The sequence below is a fragment of the Pseudarthrobacter sp. AG30 genome, from assembly GCF_003116525.1.
GTDB lineage: Bacteria > Actinomycetota > Actinomycetes > Actinomycetales > Micrococcaceae > Arthrobacter.
In genome coordinates, this window is record NZ_QEHL01000008.1 from 192,359 (window position 1) to 208,445 (window position 16,087).

Here is a 16,087-nt window from a genome sequence, read left to right on the forward strand (position 1 = left end):
GTGAAGATCGAGGGCAGCGCAGACGGGGACGGCAGCCGCCGCGGCGGGGCAGACCGGGAATGGGCAGACAACGCCATCCGGACCGTCAGGGCGGAAAACAACCGGTCGGCAGACACCCATCTCTACGCGGTGCCGCTGCCGGAGCAGTGGGGCATCCAGCTCTACCTCAAGGACGAATCCACCCACCGTTCCGGCAGCCTCAAGCACCGGCTGGCGCGGTCCCTTTTCCTGTTCGGGCTGGTGAACGGCTGGATCCGCGAGGACACCACCATCGTGGAAGCCTCCAGCGGCAGCACCGCAGTATCCGAGGCCTACTTCGCCCGGTTGCTGGGGCTGCCCTTCATCGCGGTGATGGCCCGTACCACCAGCCAGGAAAAAATCGCGTTGATCGAACAGTTCGGCGGCACGTGCCTCCTGGTGGAGAACGCCTCGGATGTCTACGCCGTGGCCGAAGACGTGGCGGCCACCTGCAACGGACACTACATGGACCAGTTCACCTATGCGGAGCGGGCCACCGACTGGCGCGGCAACAACAACATTGCCGAGTCGATCTTTGGCCAGCTCAGCCTGGAACAGCATCCGGTGCCGGACTGGATCGTGGTGGGCGCGGGGACCGGCGGGACCAGTGCCACGATCGGCCGCTACCTGCGCTACCACAGCCATCCCACCCGGCTCCTGGTGGTGGACCCTGAAAACTCGGCCTTCTACCCCGGCTGGCTGGCGGACACGGCTGAACAGCCCACCGGCCTGCCGTCACGCATCGAAGGCATCGGCCGGGCGCGGATGGAGCCAAGCTTCGTCCCCACCGTCATCGACCGGATGGTCCAGGTGCCGGACGCGGCGTCCGTCGGCGCCATGCGCCACCTGGACTCCTACGCCGGCCTGCACGCCGGACCCTCCACCGGCACCAACCTTTGGGGTGTCTGGCAAACAGTGGCACGGATGCTGTCCGATGGCCGGCGAGGCAGCATTGTGTCATTGATGTGCGACGGCGGCGAGCGCTATGCGGGCAACTACTACAACCCGGAGTGGCTGGCGTCGCAGGGGCTGGATCCGGCGCCCTACGAGGCCGTGATCTCACGCTTCCTCGACACCGGCGAGTGGACGGCGGACTAGACCTCCACGGACTCGCGGGCAGCCAGGTGCCTGTACTCGGTGCCATACTTCGCACCGATCCGCTGCACATGGCCCTCAATGATGCCCAGTCCGATCTCATTGAGCAGGCCGTCGTGGATCTGGAACGCCTGCGGTGCCCGCACTCCGATGACGAAGTCCACCACCTCGGCGGACTTGCTCCACGGTGCGTGCAGCGGCACCAGCAGGGTTTTCACGCTGAGGCCGTCAGGGATGATGAATGAATCTCCCGGGTGGTAGACATTGCGGTCCACCAGGTAGCCAATGTTCGCCACCATCGGGATCTGGGGGTGGATCAGGGCATGCTGTCCGCCGAAGCTGCGGATTTCGAACCCTGCAACCTGGAACGAGGACCCCGGGTCAACCGTGTGGATCCTCCCGGCGGCGCCGGCAGCTTCCCCGCGCAGCTGGGCGGCCACGGACCCGGGCGCGTACAGCGCCAGGTCCTGGTTGCTGGCGAGGGCCTCCACCACGGCTTTGGTGTCCAGGTGGTCCTGGTGCTCATGGGTCACCAGGACGGCGTCAGCCCCGGCAAGGGCCTCGGCTGATTCGGAGAAGGTGCCCGGATCAAGGACCAGGACCCCGGACTCCTTCTCAAGCCGGACACAGGCGTGGGTGTATTTGGTCAGCTTCATGGCGCCAGCCTAGGGCGCGTCCCGGAACCGTGTCCACGAGGCGCCGGCTGGTAATCTTGGTGTTTGCCCCCCACGGAAGCGAGTTTGTCCATGCCGATCGGCGTCAAGGCTGATTCCGCCGCCCCATCCCCGGCAGGAGGCGGCAAGGAGCAGCGCGTCACCAAGCAGCGCAAGGCCGTCAGCGCAGCCCTGGACGACCTTGATGACTTCGTCAGTACGCAGGAGCTCTACCGGATCCTGCACAACCAGGGCGTGTCCGTATCCCTCGCCACGGCCTACCGGATCCTCCAGTCCCTCGCGGATGAGGGCTTGGTGGATGTACTGCGCAATGGCGACGGCGAGGCCGTGTACCGGCGCTGCAACGTGACCGTGCACCACCACCACCTGCTGTGCAGGAACTGCGGCAAGGCCGTGGAGGTGGAGGCACCCGCCGTCGAAACCTGGGCAGCGCGGACAGCGTCCGAACATGGTTTCACCGAGGTGGACCACACGGTGGAGATCTTCGGGCTGTGCCCGGACTGCACTGCCCTTAAGGCTGCCGGGCAGCTGTGAGGACCCTGCCGTTGATTCCGCGGGCCGCCCGCACGGAACCGATGACGCGGCACACAACGTAGATCAGGAATGACAACGTGGTGACGTAAGGGCTGATCGGGATCCGGCCACCCAAGGCCAGCAGGATTCCGCCCACGGTCGCCGTAACGGCGAAAAGGACACTCAGGATAACCACCCATACCGGCGATGAGGTGACCCGCAGGGCAGCAGCGGCAGGTGTGATCAGCAGTGCGAGCACCAGGAGGGCCCCCACCACCTGGATGGACAGTGCCACGCTGACGCCCAGCAGGATCATGAACACGATGGCCAGGCTGCGCACGGGAACTCCCCGCGCCTCCGCAAGTTCCGGGTCGATGCTGGCAAAGTTCAGCGGCCGCCAGATGGCCACCAGTGCGAGCATCACTACGAGGGCCGCCCCGGCCAGTGCCTGGAGCTGGACGGTGTCCACCGAGACGATTTGCCCGGTGAGCAGCCCGAACTTGTTCGCTGCGCGGCCTTGGTAGAGGGACAGGAACAGGATTCCCAGGCCCAGCCCGAACGGCATGATCACGCCGATGATCGAGTTCTTGTCCCTGGCCCGGACGCCCATCAGGCCCAGCAACAGTGCTGCCGCCACGGATCCGATCAGCGAGCCGAAGACCACGTCGGCGCCGATGAGCAGGGCAAAGGCCGCACCTGCGAAGGAGAGCTCGGAAATGCCGTGGACCGCGAAGGCAAGGTCGCGCTTCATGACGAACGTCCCCACCAGCCCGCCGAGGAGTCCGAGGACGGCGCCGGCCCAGATCGAATTCTGGACCAGGACCAGGAGCTCGCCGTAGTTGTCGAAGTTGAAGATGGCCCCCAGGATGCTGTTGGCGTCCATCACGCCACCTCCCCGGCCAGTGCGTCCGCCCCGGCATGATGATGGTGCGTGGTGGCATCCGGCAGGCCGACGACGACGATCCTGCCGTTGGCGTGGATCACCTCCACATGGCTGCCGTACAGGTCCGAGAGCACTTCCGTGGTCATGACCACTTCCGGCGTTCCCACCCGGAAACGACCGCCGGCCAGGTACAGCACCCGGTCCACGTAATCGATGATCGGGTTGATCTCATGGGTGACGAAGACGACCGCGCTGTTCTTCTCATGGCTTTGCTTGTTGATCAGCGCACTGACCGCCTGCTGGTGGTGCAGGTCCAGGGACAGCAGCGGCTCGTCGCAGAGCAGAACCTGGGGATCGGTGGCCAGCGCCTGGGCCACCCGGAGCCGCTGCTGCTCGCCGCCGGAGAGCTGGCCCACCGGCACCTTGGCGTAGTCGGTGGCCCCTACCAGTTCCAGGAGTTGATCCACGCGCCGGTTTGTTTTCGCCGCGGACAGCCGGACGCCCCAGCGGTGGCCGTCCACCCCCAGGCCCACCAGGTCGCGGGCGCGCATGGGCGTGTCCACCGGGAACGATTTTTGCTGCGGGATGTAGCCGATCAGGCTGCTGCCGCGTTCCACGGGACGGCCACCCAGCGTGGCTTGTCCCGCGTGCAGCTTTTGCAGGCCCAGGAGGACTTTCAGGAAGCTGGTCTTGCCGCTGCCGTTCGGGCCCAGCACGGCGAAGAACTCGCCCGGCCGGATGTCCAGGTCAAGGCCGGACCAAAGCGTCCGCTGGCCGAACGCAAGCCCGGCACCCTTGAGGCTGACAACGGAATTCACCGGTTGGCCTCCACGACATTGCTGATGTTGTTCACGTTGTCCGTCATCCACTGCAGGTAGGTCTTGCCTTCGGGCAGGGTTTCGTTGAAATCCACCACCGGAACGCCGGCAGCCTCCGCCGCCTTCTTCAGCGCCTCGGTCTGCGGCCCTTCGGTCTGGGCGTTGTAAGCCAGCAGCCGCACGCTCTTGGACGCCACCAGGTCAGTGGCTTCCTTCAGGACGGCAGGCGGAACATCACTTCCCTCTTCAATCGCAGCAGTGTATTGCTCCGGCGTGGCGTTCTCCAAGCCCGCGTCCTCCAGCAGGTACAGCGGAACGGGCTCCGTGACGGCCACTTTGCCTCCTGCCGCGGAGGCCTTCACAGCGTCCAGCCGGCTGTGCAGGGCCGACAACCCGGATTTGAACGAGGCTGCGTTGGCCGTGAACGTGGCGGCGGAGGCCGGGTCCAGCGTGCCGAGCTTGCCGGCGATGCTGTCGGCCATCCGCTCCATGGCCGCCAGGCTGTACCAGACGTGTTCGTTGAAATCGCCGTGGTCATGCGTGTCGGCGGCGGCAGTTGCGGACGCCGTGGCATGGGCCGTGGCGTCCTCCGGGTGGGCGAGGCCCGAGACCTCGACGGCGGTGAGGACGGCCGCGCTGTCCAGCTTGCTCCCCTCCACCAGGGTGTGGAGGAAATCGTCATAGCCGCCGCCGTTTTCGATGACCAGTTGCGCCTTTGAAACGGCGAGCCGGTCCTGCGCGGTTGCCTCATAGGAGTGCGGATCCTGGGCCGTGTTGTTGATGATGGCGGTAACCTTCACCTTGTCCCCACCGATCGCCCTGGCGATGTCCCCGTAGACGTTCGTCGACGCTACGACATTGACGCCCGCCCCGGTGTCGGGCGTCGATGCGGACTGCGTGCTGCATGCACTCAGCAGGAGGCCAAGCCCTGCGAGGGCGGCAACGAAGGAGCGGGCAGCGGCATTACGGCGCACGGGGGATACCTCAGTTCACAGGAGGGGACGTCAACAGTGCCAGCCTATACCTAAATGCGAATGATTCCTATTTAGCCTTCTGGCTTCCGTTGGGCTGGCCCAGCCGGCGGATCCCGGTTGCCTGCGTGGCGTCCCTGATTTCACCGACAAGCTGTTCGATCACGTCTTCGAGGAACAACACCCCGCGCGTCCTGCCATCCGGGCCGATCACCCGGGCAAGGTGGGAGCCCGTGCGCTGCATGACGGACATGGCCTTTTCAATCTCGTCATCCAAGGCAAGGTTGGCCAGCGACCGGACACGGCCCTCGGCAATCGGCAACTCATAGCCGGACTCCGGGATGGACAACACATCCTTGACGTGGAGGTAGCCGTACAGCATGTCCTCGTCATCCAGCATGGGGAACCGGGAGAACCCCGTCCTGCTGACCGCCTTCTCGAACTCCACGGGGGTGGTGGCCGCACCAAGCATGACCAGGTTCTCCAGCGGCACCATGATGTCCTCGGCGGTGTGCTCGGAAAACTCAAGGGCGCCGTTGATCAGCCCGGCGTCGTCGTCCACCAGGCCGTGACGGGTGGACTCCTGGACGATCGACTGGACTTCCTCAAGCGTGAACGAGGAAGTTACCTCGTCCTTGGGCTCGATCCTCAGGAGTTTGAGGATGTGGTTGGCCGACCAGTTGAGGACCGAAATCACCGGGTGGACCAGCCGGGCTACGAAGAGCAGCGGCGGCGCCAGCAGCAGCGCGGCTTTGTCCGCCACGGAGACGGAAATGTTCTTCGGCACCATCTCGCCGAAGGTGACATGGAGGAACGTCACCAGCAGCAGGGCCACCGCGAAGGCAGCCACGCCCGCAGCCTCGGCAGGCAGGCCAACCGTCTCGATGGGAACAGCCAGCAGGTGGTGGATGGCGGGTTCGGCCACCAGCAGGATCAGCAGGGAGCAGACAGTGATGCCCAACTGCGCGCACGCGAGCATCAACGAGACGTTCTCCATGGCCCGCAGGGTGGTCTGGGCCCGCTTGGACCCGGCGTCGGCCAATGGTTCGATCTGGCTGCGGCGCGCCGACATGATGGCGAACTCCGCCGCCACGAAGAAGGCATTGCCAAGCAGGAGTACGCCCAGCCACATTATTCCGGCCCAGTCGCTCATGGGTTGCTCCCGTCACTGGCGTCCGGCATGCCGGTTTCCTTGTCGGGCCGGAAGCAGATGCGGTCGATCCTGCGGCCGTCCATCCTGGTCACGCTGAGTGTTCCGCCGCCTACAGGAACGGCGTCCCCCACGGCAGCGATCCTGCCCAGCTTGCTCATCACGTATCCCCCCACGGTCTCGTACGCAGCCTCATCGGGCACACTGAGACCGGGAATCTGTTCGGACAACTCGTCCGGACGCAGGAGGCCCGGGAAGTACCAGTCGCCGGAGGCGCTTTGCAGCAGCCCGGGGCGGACCTTGTCATGCTCGTCCGCCACTTCGCCAACGATCTCCTCCACGAGGTCCTCCAGCGTGGCGATGCCTGCGGTCCCGCCGTACTCGTCCAGCACCACTGCCAGCTGGAGGTTGCCCTCCCGCAGCTCGGCCAGCAGGGCATCGAGGTGGATGGTCTCGGGCACGCGCAGGACCTCGGTCATGATGGCGCCCGCCTCAAGGTTCCGCCGGCGTTCCCACGGGACGGCGACGGCCTTCTTGACGTGGACCAGCCCGCGGATGTCATCGGCCGAATCACCGATCACGGGGAACCGGGAGTACCCGGTCCGGCGCGCGGCATCCACGACGTCGGACACCGGCTGGTCGGCGTCGATCGTCTCCACCCGGATGCGTGGCGTCATCACATCCGCCGCCGTCCGGGTGGAAAAGTCCAGGGTGCGCGCAATGAAGTTGGCGGTTCCGGCGTCGAGCGTTCCCATCGCGGCGGAACGGCGGACCAGCGAGGCCAGCTCGGCCGGCGTGCGGGCACCGGAAATTTCCTCTTTGGCTTCCAGTCCGAACACGTTCAGGACCCGGTTGGAGAATCCGTTGAGGACCAGGATGGCAGGCTTGAAGATGGTGGTGAAGACCAGCTGCGGGCCGGCCAGGGCACGGCCCACAGGGAATGCCAGGGCGATCGCCATGTTCTTGGGCACCAGCTCCCCCAGGAGCATGGAGAGCAGGGTGGCCACCACCATGGCCAGGACCAGCGAGGCCGATTCGACCACCACGGGGGGCAGTCCGACGGCGGCCAGCGGGCCTTTGAGGATATGTCCCACGGAGGGTTCCATGACGTAACCGGTCAGGAGGGTGGTCAGGGTAATGCCCAGCTGGCAGCTCGAGAGCTGGGTGGACAGCGACTTCAGGCAGGTGAGCAGCGGTACCGCGCCGGCATCGCCGTCGTCAATGGCGCGTTGGACCGTGGGCTGGTCCAACGCGATGAGGGAAAACTCGACGGCCACGAAGAAGCCCGTGCCGGCGATCAGCAGCAAACCTGCTGCGAGGAGGAGCCATTCCATTCAGCACCCCGCCCGGTGCGCGGGATGGGCAGTCAAACCTGGAACGGGGAGGATGTGTCGTCCCGGCGGAGGATGATCGGCCGAAACCGACGCCTGGTCCGTGCGGGTTGCGGCAAGCTGGGCCGTCTTCTGGTGATGGGCGCGTTGTCGGGGTTTGCCGGCTCTGGGGGCGGACTGCGCGGCGCTTCTCTTCGAGCTCCGCTGACAGCGCCCAGGCCGGCACCTAGATTTACTGTCCATAAGAATTTCAGTCTACAGGAGCGGCCCCGCGCAACCACGCGGCACCAGTCCGTCGCCGGCCCCTGAAACACGGTCACAGGCATGCCTCTCCCGGTGATCCGGCAGGCCTTGCTGTGCCTCCCGGAATGCCCTCGATAGGGCCGGCGATCGTCACTTCATGATTTGGGTCACCCTTATTGGCAGTTAACACACGATGCTCACTAGACTTGCAAAGGTCTGGGTTCAGAGGACGCAGAGACTGGTTCGATCGCAGTGCTGAAGCACCGGGGGGCCGGAGAGAAATCAAACTCATGGAAGAGGCGTATTTCAAGTGCCAGAGCAGCCAAGCCACCGTCTACCAGAGGAATTTGGCGGAAACGAGTGGCTCGTTGACGAACTGTACGAGCAGTACCAACAGGACAAGAACGCTGTGGATGCCAAGTGGTGGCCGCTGTTTGAATCCTTCGACTCGGGCAACGGTTCTTCTTCCAATGGAAATTCCGCACACGCAGCCCACCCCGCCACCCGGGAACTCCCCGTCGTGAAGGCAGCTCCCGCCGCGCCGGCACCGTCGCCGGCAGCAGCCCCCGCCGCTCCCCCGGCAGCACCCGCTGCTGCCGCACCCGCCGCCCCGGCCCCTGCGCCGGTCAAAAAGGCTCCTGCAACCGAGGCCCGCGACGGCGGCACGAAGACCGGTGCAGGCACCGGCGCCCAGCCCATCCCGGCCCAGCTGCCCAAGAACGTCAAGGCCCCCACGGCTCCCGAAGAGGACGTCGTCTCGATCCTGCGCGGCCCTGCCAAGGCCATCGCCACCAACATGGTGACCAGCCTCGAGGTGCCCACCGCAACCAGCGTCCGCGCCATCCCCGCCAAGCTGCTGATCGACAACCGCGTGGTCATCAACTCCAACCTTGCCCGCGCCCGTGGCGGCAAGGTTTCCTTCACGCACCTGATCGGCTACGCCGTCATCCGCGCGCTCTCCCAGTTCCCGTCCATGAACGTGTACTACGACGAAGTGGACGGCAAGCCCGTCGCCGTCCAGCCCGCTCACGTCAACTTCGGCATAGCCATCGACATGCCCAAGCCGGACGGCACCCGCCTGCTGATGGTCCCGAACATCAAGAAGGCCGAAACCCTCAACTTTGCCGAGTTCTGGCACACCTACGAGGACCTCATCAAGCGCGCCCGCAACGGCAAGCTGACCGCTGAGGACCACCAGAACACCACGGTATCCCTGACCAACCCGGGCGGCATCGGCACCGTCCACTCGGTACCCCGCCTCTCCAAGGGCCAGGCCGCCATCATCGGCGTCGGCGCCCTCGACTACCCCGCCGAGTTCCAGGGCGCCAGCGAAAAGATCATTGCGCAGAACGCCATCAGCAAGGTCCTCACCCTGACCTCCACCTACGATCACCGCGTGATCCAGGGCGCAGGCAGCGGCGAGTTCCTCAAGCTGGTCCACCAGCTCCTGCTCGGGGCCCAGAACTTCTACGACGAGATCTTCGAAGCACTGCGCATCCCGTACGAGCCCGTCCGCTGGAGCCCCGACCTCCAGGTGGATCCCGCCGACGAGATCAACAAGGTAGCCCGGATCCAGCAGCTGATCCACTCATACCGCGTCCGCGGCCACCTCATGGCGGACACGGACCCGCTCGAATACGTCCAGCGCAAGCACCCCGACCTCGACGTCCTCACCTATGGCCTGACCCTGTGGGACCTGGACCGCGAGTGGCCCACCGGCGGCTTCGGCGGCAAGCCGATGCTGAAGTTCCGCGACATCCTGGGCGTCCTGCGCGATGCCTACTGCCGCACCACCGGCATCGAGTACATGCACATCCAGGAGCCGGCCGAGCGCAAGTGGTTCCAGGACCAGCTGGAACACCCCTACTCCAAGCCCAGCCGCGAAGAACAGATCCGGATCGTTTCCAAGCTGAACGCCGCGGAGGCCTTCGAAACGTTCCTGCAGACCAAGTTCGTAGGCCAGAAGCGATTCTCGCTCGAGGGCGGCGAATCGCTGATCCCGCTGCTGGACGCCATCATGTCCAACGCTGCCGACGACGGCCTGGACGAAGTTGCCATCGGAATGGCCCACCGCGGCCGCCTCAACGTGCTCACGAACATCGCCGGCAAGACCTACGCCCAGGTGTTCCGCGAATTCGAAGGCACCCAGGATCCGCGTTCCGTCCAGGGCTCTGGCGACGTCAAGTACCACCTGGGCACCGAGGGTACCTTCACCTCCGACAACGGCAAGGAGACCAAGGTCTACCTCGCCGCCAACCCGTCGCACCTTGAAGCCGTCGATTCCGTCCTCGAGGGCATTGTCCGCGCCAAGCAGGACCGCCTGGACCAGGGCGAATCCTTCCCTGTGCTGCCCATCATGGTGCACGGCGACGCCGCCTTCGCAGGCCAGGGCGTCGTGGCCGAGACACTCAACCTGTCCCAGCTGCGCGGCTACCGCACCGGTGGCACCATCCACGTGGTGGTCAACAACCAGGTGGGCTTCACCACCGCCCCGTCGTCCTCGCGTTCGTCCACGTACTCAACCGACGTCGCCAAGATGATCCAGGCGCCCGTCTTCCACGTGAACGGCGACGACCCGGAGGCAGTGGTCCGCATCGGCCAACTCGCCTACGAGTTCCGGCAGCGCTTCCACAAGGACGTCGTCATCGACATGGTGTGCTACCGCCGCCGCGGCCACAACGAGGGCGATGACCCCTCGATGACCCAGCCCCTGATGTACAACCTGATCGAAGCCAAGCGCTCCGTCCGAAAGCTGTACACCGAATCGCTGATCGGACGCGGGGACATCACCGAGGAAGAAGCCGAGCAGTTGCTCCGCGACTACCAGGAACGGCTGGAGCGGGTCTTCGCGGAGACCCACGCCGCGCAGACCTCGCCGATCCCGATCGTGACCGCCGACTCCGCCGCCGTATCCGATATCGAGCGCCCCATGGCCCAGCAGTCCGATTCCAACGTCAGTGCACCGGTCGCCACCGCCATCAGCGCCGAGACCCTGGCCCGGATCGGCAAGGCCCACGTCGAGGTTCCCGAGGGCTTCACCGTCCATGCCAAGCTCAAGCAGCTGCTGGAGAAACGAGAGCAGATGTCCCGCGAAGGCGGCATCGACTGGGGCTTCGGCGAGATCGCAGCGTTCGGCTCACTCATCATGGAAGGCGTGCCCGTCCGCCTCGCCGGCCAGGACTCGCGCCGCGGCACGTTCGTGCAGCGCCACGCCGTCTTCCACGACCGCGCCAATGGCAAGGAATGGCTGCCCCTGGGCAACCTCTCCGATGACCAGGCCAAGCTGTGGATCTACGACTCCCTGCTGTCCGAATACGCTGCCATGGGCTTCGAGTACGGCTACTCCGTGGAGCGCCCTGACGCGCTGGTCCTTTGGGAAGCCCAGTTCGGTGACTTCGTCAACGGTGCGCAGACCATCATCGACGAATTCATCTCCTCCGCCGAGCAGAAGTGGGGCCAGCGCTCCTCGCTTGTCCTGATGCTCCCGCACGGCTACGAAGGCCAGGGCCCGGACCACTCTTCGGCACGGATTGAGCGCTTCCTGCAGCTGTGCGCCGAAGACAACATGATCGTGGCCAACCCCACCACGGCGGCCTCGCACTTCCACCTGCTGCGCCGCCAGGCGTACAGCCGCCCGCGCAAGCCGCTGATCATCTTCACGCCCAAGCAGCTGCTGCGCCTGAAGGCTGCCGCTTCGTCCGTGGAGGACTTCACCACCGGCGCCTTCCGCCCGGTCATCGGCGAGCACGAGCAGCTGCCGGCCACCGCCGTCGAACGCGTCATCCTGGTATCCGGCCGCCTGTACTACGATCTCCTGTCCACCCGCCAGAAGACCGGAGACAAGACCACCGCGATCGTGCGCGTCGAGCAGCTCTACCCGCTGCCGCACGCGGAGATCGCCGCGGAGCTTGCCAAGTACCCGAACGCCGAGGTCGTGTGGGCGCAGGACGAGCCCGCCAACCAGGGTCCGTGGCCGTTCATCGGCCTGAACCTGCCGGAGGCACTGGACCGCCGCGTCCGCCTGGTGTCCCGGCCGGCATCCGCCTCAACGGCTGCAGGTTCCATGAAGCGGCACGCCGCTGAACAGGACCTGCTGCTGAAGCAGGCATTTGCAAAGAAGTAAACCGTAAGGCTGCCCGGCCGGACGTCGAAATACCAGACTCCGGCCGGGCAGTTCTGTTTAATGGTTGGACAGCGCCGCCCCGTACCTCCGCAGCCGCGGCGGCGACGGAGGCTGCGGCCGGTTCGGAAGTGAAGAGGAACGCGTGGAAGACAGGAAGCTGCGGATCGCAGCTGTAGGAGACGAACTGCTGGCCGGACTGGGCGATCCCCGGGCGCTGGGCTGGCTCGGCCGCGTCCTGGCCCGCACTCCCCAGGACGGCATGCTGCTGGAAAGCTATGCCCTCCCCTGTCCGCAGGAAGGTACCGAAGGGCTTGCAGCCCGGTGGCTGGACGAAGCCGGCCGGCGCTTCAACGACCAGGCCGAGAACAGGCTGGTCATCGGCCTGTCCGGGCGCGACATCGAATTCGGCCTTTCCACCGCGCGGAGCAGGCTGAACCTTGCCAACATCCTGGACTCGGCGTCGCAGAACCGCATCGAGGTGTTCGTCGTTGGACCACCGCCCACGCTCGATCCGACCCAAAACCGGAGGCTGGATGAGCTGAACACCGCCTTCGCCGACGTCACCACCCGGCGTAAGCATCTGTACGTCGATACCTTCTCGCCCCTGCTGAACCATGAACAGTGGCGCCAGGACCTGGCTGCGAACGGGGGGACGCCGGGCCAGGCAGGCTATGGCCTCATGGCCTGGCTGGTGCTCCACCGCGGCTGGTTCCAATGGCTTGGCGTGGACGCGCCACAGTAGGCCCTGACAGGACGCCTTGACCGGCGCAAGCCGGCGCGGCTAGGTTGAAGCCCAACGCGATATATCGCCTCTGGAGGGGACCATGGCTGACGGAAACTGGACTGTGCAAAGCCCGCAAACCATTGAAATCGGGGACGCCACCGCCCTGAAGCTGGGCATGGTGCGCGGCAAGTTCACCGTGGCGGCCCATGCCGGGCCGGATGTCCGGGTTGAGATCTCGGAAGTCCACGGCGACCCCGTGGCGGTATCAGCAAGCGGCGGCAGGGTGGAAGTCCGGCATCAACTGAATGGTCCGCAGGGATGGTTCAAGAATTTGATGGAGTCCGTCAACCACACCAGCGACAACTCGGCCGTGATCAGCATTTCCGTTCCACCCGGCGTCGAGGTGGAGGCCGGCACCGTCAGTGGCGAAGGACTGGTCTCCGGCGTCGCCGCCCACGTCCGCCTCAACACCGTGTCAGGCTCCGTCGTCGCCGACGGCACCTCCGGTGAGCTGCAGGTCAACACCGTGAGCGGCACGGCCGCCGTCAGGAACCACCGTGGCGTCCTCACGGTCAAGACCGTCTCCGGGGCAGTCACCGCGGACGGGCACTTCACCAACGTACGCACGAACACCGTCAGCGGCCACCTCGCTTTCGAACTGCTTGGCTTTACCCATGATTTCGGCTCCAACTCCGTCTCCGGGGACCTGACCATTCAACTTCCGCACGATGTCGGCGTCGATATCGTGGCCAAGTCGGCCGGCGGGGCGGTGGTCCTTGACGGCCAGCAGTGCTTCCTGGCCAACGGAAGAGTGGAAACGATTGCCGGCCCGGATGAACAGCTCATGCTGGTCAGGACCAACTCGGTGTCCGGCCGGACGTCCATTGTCCACGCCCCGAAACCCGGCAGCGGGGAAGCGCACGGCTGATGCCTGCCGTCTTCGCACACGGTGCGTTGCGCTTGTACCTGCTTTCATTGCTCGAAGGCGGTCCCAAGCACGGGTACGAGCTCATCAAGGCCCTCAAGGACCGCTTTGGCGGCGCCTACTCCCCCAGCGCGGGAACGATCTATCCACGGCTGGGCAAGCTTCAAGCGGACGGCCTGGTGGCCACTGAGCCGTCCGGACGACGCACGACGTACCGCATCACGGCAGAAGGCCTTGCCGAGCTGAACCACCGCCAGGTGGACCTGGCAGCAGTGGAACGCGGGATCACCGCCTCCGTACAGCAGCTCGCCATAGACCGGATGCTGCAACAATTTCGGGATGGCATCCGCGCCGACCTGCAACGCCAGGGCCCGCCCGCGCCCCTCGACGCGGTGGCACTGGATCATGTCCGGCTTGTCCTGGAAGATGCCCGCGCCGCAATCGGCGCTGCGCTCCACGGGTAGGCGCAGGCAACCAGCGGCACCGCCGCAGGTCACCGGCCCGCTCCGGTTCGCGGGCCGCCACATCATGTGGGAGACTGGAGGGCAGCTCTTTTGAGTACCAACAGTAAGGAGGCCAGCTATGAGCAAGCGTGCACGCAAGCGTCGTGACCGTAAGCGTGGCGGCGCGAACCACGGGAAGCGCCCCAACACCTAGGCAAATGCCAGGGACTACGGTTCAAGCAAAGGACCCCGAAGCCATTCGGCTTTCGGGGTCCTTTGCTGTCTGCGGCCATTGTCCGCCGGCGTGGGGCGTTCCTACGCCTCCACCGGCCGGATGGCGTGGATACGGTCCAGGATGGCGTTCTTCAGGTTGTCCGGAGCGGACTCTGTGCAGGAGCGCTTGACCATGTTGCGGATCACGCACTCAAGGTCATACTGCTGCGCGCACTCGGGGCAGTCGTCAAGGTGGTTCTTGATTTCGGTAAGGTCCTCGCGGGTCAACGCCCCGTCAAGGTACTCGTAGATGCGTTGCATCCGGGTGTCGTCGCAATCGCCCAATCCCTGGCAGTCGCTCATTTCCTGTTCTCCTGTGGTTTGCTTCCTGCCGCTTCCGATGCATCTGCGGCCGTTTTGAATCCGCGCTCGGCGGCGTATTCCGCGAGCATGTCCCGCAACATTCTCCGGCCGCGGTGGAGCCGGGACATCACGGTGCCGATGGGCGTGTTCATGATGTCTGAGATTTCCTTGTAGGCGTAGCCCTCGACGTCGGCGAAGTACACTGCCAGCCGGAATTCCTCCGGAATGTCCTGGAGCGCCCGCTTGACGTCTGAATCCGGGAGGTGGTCCAACGCCTCGGCCTCGGCCGACCGAAGTCCGCTTGAAGTATGGGACTCCGCGCGGGCAAGCTGCCAATCCTCGATCGTGTCCGAATTGGACTGAAGCGGCTCGCGCTGCCTCTTGCGGTAGAGGTTGATGTAGGTGTTGGTCAGGATCCGGTACAGCCACGCTTTGAGGTTCGTGCCCGGCTTGTATTGGTGGAACGCCGAAAATGCCTTGGTGTAGGCCTCCTGGACCAGGTCCTCGGCATCTGAGGGGTTCCGTGCCATGCGCATCGCCGCCGAGTACAGCTGGTCGACGTATTGCATGGCGTCCCGCTCGAAGCGCAGGCGGCGGTCCTCAACGGTCTCCGCCGCAACGTCCAGGGCGGCGTCCTCGGTGTCCGGCCCTGCGGCCGGACCAACCTCCCCCGCCGGTGCGGCAGAAGCCGGCGGGGCCGGTGCCGAGCCGTTCGCTGCGCCAGGTGAAGCCTCATACATGGCCGCGACGGCCGGATCCAGGGTGCTCATTGCCTTCAAGTCTACTGTCAGGCGCCCTGCCCGGGGCGTGCCGTACTCCAAGGGATCGGCAGCCAGTGCTTCCACTGCCACCGGACCCGCGGGCCTCGTTCCGTCCAACACCTTCCCCAAGGGCCAACTCCGCTCTGTATCGGGTGAATGATCATCGGGCCGCATGTCGGTGACCCGTCAGCCATAACCCCTTCCCGCAGGCAAATATTCCCCAAAAGTGCAAGACTAGGACCGACTCCGCCGCGTTCCGCGGTTCGTCCATCCAGGAGGAAATCCATGTCCTTTGTCCGCACGCTCGCACGGCCCATGCTCGCCTCCAGTTTTGTCATTGCCGGACTGGATAAGCTCAAGAACTCCGACGACACTGCGCAGCAACTCTCACCCCTGCTCCGCAAGGCCGCGGCCTCGCTTCCGTTCCAGGCCAGCGAGAAGACCCTCGCGCGTGTTATCGGCGGTACCCAGGTGGGCGCCGGCGTCCTGTTCGGCCTTGGAAAGTTCTCCAGGCTCTCCGCGTCGCTGCTGACGGTGGTTTCCCTGCTCAACACGTTCGTTGAGTGGCGCAGCGCGGACATCAGCAGCAAGGAAGGGCGCGAGACCCGCCGGAACCAGCTGCTCAAGAACCTGTCCCTCAGCGGCGGTGCGCTGCTCGCCTCGGTGGACACCGCAGGAAAGCCGGGACTGGCCTGGCGCGCCGAGCACCTTGCCGCAGGTGCCCGGCGGAACGCCTCGCACCTGGCCGCCGACGCGCGCAAGACCACGAACAAGAAGCTGCACAAGGCGGACAAGGCTGTCCGCCGCGCCGTCGACCACGCCACGGGAGCCTAAGCACG

Annotated in this window: 15 protein-coding genes; 7 read left to right on the top strand and 8 right to left on the bottom strand. The window is 65.6% G+C overall.

Features of this window, described 5'->3' with window-relative positions; genetic code table 11:
• Nucleotides 1-1,116 (top strand): PLP-dependent cysteine synthase family protein, encoded by a 1,116-nt coding sequence (locus tag DC347_RS08655; protein ID WP_109045076.1) that lies wholly within the window; start codon nucleotides 1-3, stop codon nucleotides 1,114-1,116.
• Here DC347_RS08655 and DC347_RS08660 read toward each other — a convergent pair.
• Nucleotides 1,113-1,769, bottom strand: coding sequence for an MBL fold metallo-hydrolase (locus DC347_RS08660; RefSeq protein WP_109045077.1), 657 nt, complete (start codon nucleotides 1,767-1,769; stop codon nucleotides 1,113-1,115). The two genes, DC347_RS08655 and DC347_RS08660, sit on opposite strands and share 4 nt — an antisense overlap.
• A gap of 90 nt (nucleotides 1,770-1,859) precedes the next feature.
• On the opposite strand from DC347_RS08660, the gene DC347_RS08665 reads away from it, so the two are divergent.
• On the top strand, nucleotides 1,860-2,321 hold the full coding sequence (locus DC347_RS08665; protein WP_109045078.1) for a Fur family transcriptional regulator: 462 nt from the start codon (nucleotides 1,860-1,862) through the stop codon (nucleotides 2,319-2,321).
• Here the strand turns inward: DC347_RS08665 and DC347_RS08670 are convergent.
• The 5 genes from DC347_RS08670 to DC347_RS08690 form a co-directional block, all read right to left on the bottom strand.
• A complete protein-coding gene (locus DC347_RS08670; protein ID WP_018760152.1) occupies nucleotides 2,299-3,183 on the bottom strand; it encodes a metal ABC transporter permease in 885 nt (294 codons plus the stop codon). The two genes, DC347_RS08665 and DC347_RS08670, sit on opposite strands and share 23 nt — an antisense overlap.
• Nucleotides 3,183-4,001, bottom strand: a complete 819-nt coding sequence (locus DC347_RS08675; RefSeq protein ID WP_109045079.1) for a metal ABC transporter ATP-binding protein — start codon at nucleotides 3,999-4,001, stop codon at nucleotides 3,183-3,185. Before DC347_RS08675 ends, DC347_RS08670 begins: the two co-directional genes overlap by 1 nt.
• Nucleotides 3,998-4,975, bottom strand: a complete 978-nt coding sequence (locus tag DC347_RS08680; RefSeq protein ID WP_109045080.1) for a metal ABC transporter solute-binding protein, Zn/Mn family — start codon at nucleotides 4,973-4,975, stop codon at nucleotides 3,998-4,000. The genes DC347_RS08675 and DC347_RS08680 overlap by 4 nt, the downstream gene beginning before the upstream one ends.
• 67 nt (nucleotides 4,976-5,042) lie before the next feature.
• A complete protein-coding gene (locus DC347_RS08685; RefSeq protein ID WP_026264243.1) occupies nucleotides 5,043-6,125 on the bottom strand; it encodes a hemolysin family protein in 1,083 nt (360 codons plus the stop codon).
• Nucleotides 6,122-7,456 carry a hemolysin family protein gene (locus DC347_RS08690; RefSeq protein ID WP_109045081.1) on the bottom strand — a complete coding sequence of 445 codons (1,335 nt, stop codon included), beginning with the start codon at nucleotides 7,454-7,456 and terminating at the stop codon, nucleotides 6,122-6,124. Before DC347_RS08690 ends, DC347_RS08685 begins: the two co-directional genes overlap by 4 nt.
• 550 nt (nucleotides 7,457-8,006) lie before the next feature.
• Between DC347_RS08690 and DC347_RS08695 the strand changes: the two genes are divergently transcribed.
• The 4 genes from DC347_RS08695 (at nucleotide 8,007) to DC347_RS08710 (ending at nucleotide 13,932) form a co-directional block, all read left to right on the top strand.
• The gene (locus DC347_RS08695; protein WP_109045082.1) at nucleotides 8,007-11,819 is read left to right on the top strand and encodes a multifunctional oxoglutarate decarboxylase/oxoglutarate dehydrogenase thiamine pyrophosphate-binding subunit/dihydrolipoyllysine-residue succinyltransferase subunit; all 3,813 of its coding nucleotides are present in this window, start codon (nucleotides 8,007-8,009) and stop codon (nucleotides 11,817-11,819) included.
• 142 nt (nucleotides 11,820-11,961) lie between these two features.
• On the top strand, nucleotides 11,962-12,561 hold the full coding sequence (locus DC347_RS08700) for a GDSL-type esterase/lipase family protein (protein ID WP_109045083.1): 600 nt from the start codon (nucleotides 11,962-11,964) through the stop codon (nucleotides 12,559-12,561).
• An 82-nt stretch (nucleotides 12,562-12,643) separates the two neighbouring features.
• Entirely contained in the window at nucleotides 12,644-13,471 is an 828-nt protein-coding gene (locus DC347_RS08705; protein WP_109045084.1) for a hypothetical protein, read from the top strand.
• A complete protein-coding gene (locus DC347_RS08710) occupies nucleotides 13,471-13,932 on the top strand; it encodes a PadR family transcriptional regulator (protein ID WP_109045085.1) in 462 nt (153 codons plus the stop codon). Before DC347_RS08705 ends, DC347_RS08710 begins: the two co-directional genes overlap by 1 nt.
• 294 nt (nucleotides 13,933-14,226) lie before the next feature.
• Here DC347_RS08710 and rsrA read toward each other — a convergent pair whose 3' ends face one another.
• Nucleotides 14,227-14,487, bottom strand: a complete 261-nt coding sequence (gene rsrA, locus DC347_RS08715) for a mycothiol system anti-sigma-R factor (RefSeq protein ID WP_018760161.1) — start codon at nucleotides 14,485-14,487, stop codon at nucleotides 14,227-14,229.
• The gene (locus DC347_RS08720; protein WP_231369809.1) at nucleotides 14,484-15,257 is read right to left on the bottom strand and encodes a sigma-70 family RNA polymerase sigma factor; all 774 of its coding nucleotides are present in this window, start codon (nucleotides 15,255-15,257) and stop codon (nucleotides 14,484-14,486) included. The genes rsrA and DC347_RS08720 overlap by 4 nt, the downstream gene beginning before the upstream one ends.
• A gap of 276 nt (nucleotides 15,258-15,533) precedes the next feature.
• On the opposite strand from DC347_RS08720, the gene DC347_RS08725 reads away from it, so the two are divergent.
• Nucleotides 15,534-16,082, top strand: coding sequence for a DoxX family protein (locus DC347_RS08725; RefSeq protein WP_018760163.1), 549 nt, complete (start codon nucleotides 15,534-15,536; stop codon nucleotides 16,080-16,082).
• Nucleotides 16,083-16,087: the final 5 nt, after the last annotated feature.